This is a genomic window from Corynebacterium hiratae (genome assembly GCF_009708045.1).
Taxonomy (GTDB): domain Bacteria; phylum Actinomycetota; class Actinomycetes; order Mycobacteriales; family Mycobacteriaceae; genus Corynebacterium; species Corynebacterium hiratae.
In genome coordinates this window covers 66,892-74,095 of the sequence record NZ_VIOG01000015.1, presented here as the reverse complement: position 1 = coordinate 74,095, position 7,204 = coordinate 66,892, and the positions used below count along the sequence as shown (strand labels likewise).

Annotated in this window: 4 protein-coding genes; all 4 read right to left on the bottom strand. The window is 56.0% G+C overall.

Features of this window, described 5'->3' with window-relative positions:
• Positions 1-120: VaFE repeat-containing surface-anchored protein (locus FME68_RS13470; protein WP_369334286.1), on the bottom strand; the 120-nt coding region annotated here is incomplete at its 3' end.
• Between the two features lie 109 nt (positions 121-229).
• On the bottom strand, positions 230-1,435 hold the full coding sequence (locus FME68_RS11705) for a VaFE repeat-containing surface-anchored protein (RefSeq protein ID WP_195914117.1): 1,206 nt from the start codon (positions 1,433-1,435) through the stop codon (positions 230-232).
• Positions 1,436-2,133: 698 nt separating this feature from the next.
• A complete protein-coding gene (gene purT / locus FME68_RS11700; protein WP_158397654.1) occupies positions 2,134-3,486 on the bottom strand; it encodes a formate-dependent phosphoribosylglycinamide formyltransferase in 1,353 nt (450 codons plus the stop codon).
• A 257-nt stretch (positions 3,487-3,743) separates the two neighbouring features.
• Complete coding sequence (locus tag FME68_RS11695) at positions 3,744-6,782, bottom strand: Rib/alpha-like domain-containing protein (protein WP_158397653.1); 3,039 nt, start codon at positions 6,780-6,782, stop codon at positions 3,744-3,746.
• Positions 6,783-7,204 lie beyond the last annotated feature (422 nt).

The window sequence follows — 7,204 nt, the reverse complement described above, 5'->3', positions numbered from 1 at the left end:
CTCAGCATAAAGGGTGTATTCCTTACCCGGAACCAGACCCTCATACGTCACCGTATCGTTAACCTGCGCACCAGCAACAACCTGAGTTGCACCGTTCGCAAAATCAGCATTCGTCGAAATCTTCGGCTCAACACCCGGCTCACCCGGCTCAGTCGGCTTCGTCGGCTCGGTCGGCTTGGTTGGCTCGGTCGGCTCGGTCGGCTCAGTCGGTTCCGTCGGGTTGGTCGGCTCAGTCGGCTCCGTCGGTGGTCGGCTCGGTCGGCTCGGTCGGCTCGGTGGTCTCAGACGGGTCCTTAGAGGTCACCGTCTGATCCTTGTCGTTGATGTCCTTGTGCTCAGCAATCGGGTTCGGGTTCTTCGGATCAGTACCCGGAGTCTCCTTGCCCTCCTTGTTGACCTCAACAGAAGTCAACTCCTCAAAGGCAACCGCAGCTTCAACCGGCTCCGTTACAGACTCATCAACGATGATCTCAACAACAACCTCACCATTGGCAGCATCCGGAGTAAAGGTCTTCTCACCCTTACCCAAAACAGTCTTGCCATCAGCCTTAGAAATCAGCTCAGCATAAAGGGTGTATTCCTTACCCGGAACCAGACCCTCATACGTCACCGTATCGTTAACCTGCGCACCAGCAACAACCTGAGTTGCACCGTTCGCAAAATCAGCATTCGTCGAAATCTTCGGCGTATCAGACTCATCTGGAAGACCAGGCTGGTCAATAGGAACCACACGCTGTCCCCCACCACTGTTATGAGCGGTTATGCCGTTAGGGCCAACCACAGTGATGAAGGCATCCGCCGGCTGCTCAGGGATAGTGACCGACGGATCGGCTTCAAACTGCTCGTCGAGCGTCTGCGCATTGTCCTTCAGAATGCGCAGCCCCGTGTTCGCCGTAAAGTCCTCGGAGTTGCCGTCAAATCCGTGGAGCGGACGTGCCAGACCAGAGGTATCACCCCCGTCATTTGCGTGAATAAACTTAATCGCGGCAGCCCTACCCGACGCATCAGAGACGAGCGCTGCCAAATAAACGCTGTACCGGTTAGCAAGTTTCTTATCGCCAGCCGCCGTAGCATCACGCAGCTTCAGAGCAACTCCGATTGCCGCATTTTGGAACTTCGGGTCATCAAAGCGAATCGCACCTGCAGTGGACTTCTTGTAGCTGCCCGTCTTGAGCATAGGATCGGCAACAGTGTAATCAATACACCAGCCCCATCCGACATCGTTGTCCGTGTGGGGATTTTTCGCACCTTTTGGCGGCTGTCCAGCCCACACAAGCTGGCCCCAGCTATGATCTCCGCCAATCTTCTTATTTTCAGCACCCAACGTCGTGTTAGGCACGAAATCAGTCGGCTCGGCCGCGCCAGCCTTCGCCCAGGGAACGGTAACCATGGCCGCAATTACTGCAATTGCCGTAAGCACAGCAGTAAAGACCATCCACCCCTCTCTGGAGATATTCCTTAATCTACTCATCGTTTCCTCTTCGAATGATGTGAATGTCTACAAGTTTTCCGCACAGCAGCCTTAAACCACTGAACCAATCTGAAATCTGGACGTAGGTTTTTACACCTTGACCGGCGATTCTTCTTAGGAATCTCACGAACTCTTATAGTCCACTCAGGAGAATATCATTCGACACAGGAAGCTGCAAGGTATCTCATTGCTCTATAACTTTTGCCTATACCCAAGTTGGAGTGCATTCACGCTGCTAGATAACACTTTCAACTCAGACGGGCCCCATATATCGCCTACTTGTTCTAATTCTCGTTAACGTCGTCAACTTCTAAATATTTCTTACAATACTCAACCTAAGATTTACTAAGTTTGCATATCAGTTTCGCCCCATCCGGATTGAGCGAGGAGACCTTCCGCCAGCGCAACAGCCCCGTGCACGCACCCGCTGGCCCAATCCCCTTGTAAGCACCTGCGATACCTACGATCCCCCGCGACCTTATAGCACCCCGAGGCCCGCGAAAGCTCGTACTCGCGAGCGCTTAGCACCCTTGCCGCTACACCTCGCAGACACGCGAAACGGCCGTGCGCAAAGCACGGCCGCGTTCCCCATTAGAAACCTCACCCCACGGGGCTTAGACCACTACCCCCATTAATCATTTTTATGTCTCGCCGAAACCTCTTTAATCATCCGCGGAACGCGTGAGCTTCGGATCAACGTCGACGACCGGCTCGGGAACCTCAATAACCTCGATGTCGGAGACCGGCGAGCCAGCGGGAGTCACAGGCTGCGCATCCACCTGGCCTGCTCCAGAAGACGAGCCCGGCGCCACAGTAATCTTCGCCGCCGCGAGAGCTGCCCTATCGCGGGCTGTCTCAACGTCCTCAGCAGTCGTGGCCACCATGCCCATGCGGCGCCCGGCATACGCCCACGGCTTACCAAACAGACGCACGTCCGTCTCCTCATAAGCCAGAGCGGCATCGAGGCCGGAATAGGAGACGTCATCAAGCTCTGCATCCGCGTGCAGAATGACCGCCGCACCGGGGCTAACCAACGTCACATCAATCGGGAAGCCCAACATTGCGCGGACATGTAGCTCAAACTCAGAGAAACGCTGCGTGTATCCAGTCAGCATGGCGGTATCCAAAGGACGCGGCGAAACAGAAGAAAAGTACACCTCATCGCCCGCCACGAAGAGCTCAACACCGTAGACACCACGCCCACCCAGCTCGTTAGAAATACGCGCAGCCACGGAACGCGCATTCGCCAGCGCATCCTCACTCATCGCCATAGGCTGCCAAGACTCCACCAAGTCACCGTTCTCATGTCGGTGGCCAATGGGCTCACTAAACCACGTCGCCATCTTGCCCGTGGCCGGGTCAATGGAGCGCACAGCAAGCAGCGTGACCTCATAATCAAAATCAACGAAACGCTCCACCACCACACGCTTGTGGTCAGTGGACACGTGGCGCACCATCGCCCACGTTTCCTCTATTTCTTCCTCTTCCTTAAGAAGAACGTGCCCCTTACCGGAGGTCGTAATATCCGGCTTCACGATGCACGGCAGACCCAACTCCCCCACTGCCTCCTGCAGCTCCTCAGCAGTCTCAGCAAATCGATACGCCGTCACGGGAAGACCGATACTCTCAGCCACCTCACGCACGCTCTCACGGGACTGCGTAAGCTCACAAGCCCGTGCCGTCGGCACAACCGTAGCGCCTACTTCTTCCTCAATGCGCTTGAGCGCCTCCACCGCGACAGTCTCCACCTCCGGGACCACATAGTCCGGCTTGATTCGCTCAGTAAGCTCCCACACCTTCTGCGGGTCCCTAATGTCTGCGATGTAGCTAAAGTGCGCAAGCTGCTGCGCGGGGGCTCCTGCGTAGCGGTCCACGGCGTGCACCTCGAGCCCCAAGTTCTGAAAGGCTATTACCAACTGCTTGCCCAGCTCGCCCGCCCCGAGGAGTAGCACCTTAGTGGCGCTTCCTGTTAAGGGGGTTCCGATCTGGCCTGCGATGTCGCCTACGGTAGTCATTCTCGAATTATCGCACACATTTGACGCCGCGCTGCTTGGCGACGTCCCCCGATTCCCCACAACCACCCAAACTCACCGCACCACACGACGGCGCATTGACACCCAGGCTCCGGCGGCCCGGGGTGCAGGATCACCAAAGCCCCCTTTACCCACCGCAGGGAAACAGTGGGAAAGGGGGCCTGGTGCTACAGACTGACCTTCTAGCGTGTCAGCCGACCACGGGGGCCGACTGGCCCTCGGTTATCGCGGTCTTCCTCTTACTTGGAGGAACCCTCGCCAGCACCCGGTGCACAAGCATCAGCCAACAGGCCGATAGCCAGAGCACCAGCAGCAATCAAAGCCACAGCACCAGCGGCCTGCTGGTAATCAGCACCGAAGCGCTTCAGCTGAGCATTGATGCCATTGACTTGGTCAGCCAATGGGCCGTTGAACAGACCAGCCTGCTGCTGCAGACGGGTATTCAGATCCTGAATCTGCTTGTTAATCGGAGCAACAAACTCCGACAGACCCGGAATGTTCATCTGGGAAGCCAGACCAACCGGAATCAGGAACAGCAGCGGGATACCGATACCAAGGCCGGTGTTGATGCAACGCTCAGACAGGTTGGAAGAACCAGTCCAATCGGAGGAATCATCCGGCTCCGAGCCCGGCTTGGACGGCTTCGCCTTCACCGTAGCCTCAGCCTTCTTGCCATCAGAATCCGTAGCGGTGATCTTGTCACCAGCCTTCAGGTCCTTGTCAACAACGACCTTCCACTTACCATCATCGCCGACAGTGACAGTCTTCTCGGTCTCATTACCGTCCTTGTCGGTAATAACCACAGTGATGTCAGTACCAGGCTTACCGGTACCGGAGATTTCCTTGTCATCCTCGGTAACAGGGTTGATGGACGGCTTGGTTACCTTGTCCTCATCGCCCGGCTTCTCATCCTCACCCGGCTTGTTCGGATCAATCGGCCAGGATGGACCGCCCGGGATACCGGGGTTGTGCGGCTTCTTGTCGGAGCCGTTGTCGTCGCGGTCCTTCTCGTGGCCGTTAACCGGAACCTCGATCTCAGTCTTACCATTCGGCAGATCCGGATCCTCAACAACTACCTTGATCGGACCATCAACATCCTCACCCGGAGTAACGATGACCTTGCCGTCCTCGTCAATCTTGACCGGGACGTCATTGCCATCCTCATCCTTAGCGGAGATCTTGGTGTCGTCGTCCTTGTTCTCAACCTTGATACCAGAATCCTGCGGATCATCAGTCGGATCAACAGGCTTCACATTGGAATCATCAACCGTGGTCTTATCGGAGGCCTCCGGCTCCTTGACAGTCACCTTGGCTTCAATGGTCTCACGGGATCCATCAGGGTAGGTAACCAGTACCGGAATCTTGTAGTCGCCAGTCTTCGCATCTGCCGGTGGCTCGACAACGATCGAACCATCCGGGTTAACGGTGATCCACTCAGGCTTGTCAACCTTGTTACCTTCTGGGTCAGTCACTTGGCCGACCGAAGAGTACGTGGTTCCGTCCGGAATCTCCTGGCCGTCCTTGTCCTTCGGAGCTTCGACGGTGGTCTTCTCGCCGGTAGGAGCAGTCGTGTCCTTATACTGCGGCTCGAATTCACCGTTCTGGCGAACCTTGTCGACCGCAATGAAGGAGTCCTGACCAACGACGACGTCGTAAGCATTGACCAACTGCGCAACGTAGGTGCCCGGCGTAGCAAACTTTTCGGGAGCCAAGGAGCAATTAGCAGCGTCTGCCAGGGTGTTGACCGCGCAGTCTTCACCAATCTTCTTTCCATCCGGACCGATCCAACGGATCTTGTTGTCGCCGGAGAACGGCAACGCACCCGTCAGCTTGATCTGTGCCGGTTCCAGGTTGTTGATGCCTTCCGGAAGATCTGCCGGGTTGAGGTAAGAATCGTAATTAACGATGTCCAAATGCGCGATGTCAGCCTGAACTTCAGCGAAGTTGATGTTGTACCAACGCTGATTGGTGTAGCTCGGAATACCGACTGCGCCGCCCCAGTTCGGGTTCTCACCCGCATTATCGTTTACCTTTTGGAAGACGGGCGTCGGGAAGCCACTGAAAGAGTTGAGGACCTTGCCGTCGTTCTCCGCCCAGATGTAGGTGAAGTTCTTCATGCGGTTGCCGACATCCTCACCCATGCGGATGGTGTAGCGGCCTTCCGCATCGGTTTCAGCGCCAACGGTCTTCAGGATCGGCTCCTTGCCGTTCGCGCGCATGTTCTCGATCATGGCCTTGGTAGCGGCAGCCTGCTCACGGAACGGCTTATCGGCAATGGCTAGGCGCTCAAATTCCGCAATACCTTCGTCGGAAAGAACGGAGGCGTAGACCTTTGCGCCCTCGATCGGTTGATCGCCCTTCCACTGGTAAAGCGGACCGGTCTCGTTACGGTCAGGGCCGCCTTCAGCATCGGACCAGACACGGCCGAAGTAGGAGTAGCGCGGCGCAGCCGTACCCTCAGGCTGGTGCCAACCTTCCTCATCCATGGAGAAATCCGGGCTCACCATGTAGGACTTCTCATCAACGCTCGGCGCGCGCTCCTCCAAGAACACACCGGTGCGCTGCATGTTGTAGTTCTCGAAGTAGAAGGCACCGTTTGCGGAGCCCTGCGTGACAGGTGCCCATGCACCCGGGACGCCGCCACCAGCCTGGCGAACGTAAGTCAAGTCATTGCCGGTTTCCTCATTCTTCAGCGGTGAGTCAACCCAAATGCGGTATTCCTGACCACGAAGGGCGCGGAAGAGGTGCGGCTTGCCATTTGCATCAACGAAGGAGTACTCGCCCCCTGGAACCTCACTGTCCGGGTGGGAAAGTACGTTGCCTTTCTCATCCTTTGCACGAAGGTCGAAGACATAGTTACCAGAGGTATCACCAAGTTGGTGCGACTTCGTCGCGAAGATCGGGGAAATCGTGCCATCACGGTCCTTGAACTGCATGTACACCGTGGCGTCGTTGATGCCCATGGTTCCCTTCAAGGAAGACGATGCAGTAGTTTCCTTCAGGCCGACGACACCAGACAGAGTTGCGAGAGCGTTCGTCATGCCGAAACGGCTCTTGACATAGCCGTTCGCGATACCATCCGCTTCAATCAGCTTAGACGGATCCGTAATCGGAGTAGCAGCAACAGTGCCCGAAGTCTGAGCCTGAGCTTCAGCTGCGGACTGCGGAGCTACAACCGGGTGAACAAATGGAGCAACCAGTGCAACAGAGAGCGCAGCGGCAGCAATGGTAGTGCCGCGACGGCGTACAGCAGTACGCTTAATTTCCTTCTTGTTCATACCAAGAAGTCCTTTCCTTAAGACTTGAAAGAGTTGATCACGCTAGGGGTGCGTGACCGCGCAAGGGGTAAACCGGCTTACACAACCGAGAGCAGTTCACACCTGTCACCCTGGAAGAAGGTCAGAGGTTCCAAGGGTCTATGAACAAACTCGTCTCTAATGTTAACCCCCTGCACGAATTAAAGAAACCGTACGGATTCCTGAAAATTTAATGAATGCAAACTTTTTGCCGCTAACAACATCAAGCACATTTTTGACCTGCTCTTTTTGCCGCGATTGCGACACGCGGTTACGATTGTTAAATAGCTCACGTCGTCACATCTGTAACATTATCCCCAGGAATATACTCCTAACGGGGGTGTTTTATACAGCATGGTGACGGGTGGAGGTGTGGGAGGCGGCGCCAAGCAGGGCGTATTGAG

Coding starts and splice junctions, on each gene's coding strand:
- FME68_RS11695 (WP_158397653.1), bottom strand. CDS start 6,782: ATGAACAAGAAGGAAATTAAGCGTACTGCTGTACGCCGTCGCGGCACT.
- purT (WP_158397654.1), bottom strand. CDS start 3,486: ATGACTACCGTAGGCGACATCGCAGGCCAGATCGGAACCCCCTTAACA.
- FME68_RS11705 (WP_195914117.1), bottom strand. CDS start 1,435: ATGGTCTTTACTGCTGTGCTTACGGCAATTGCAGTAATTGCGGCCATG.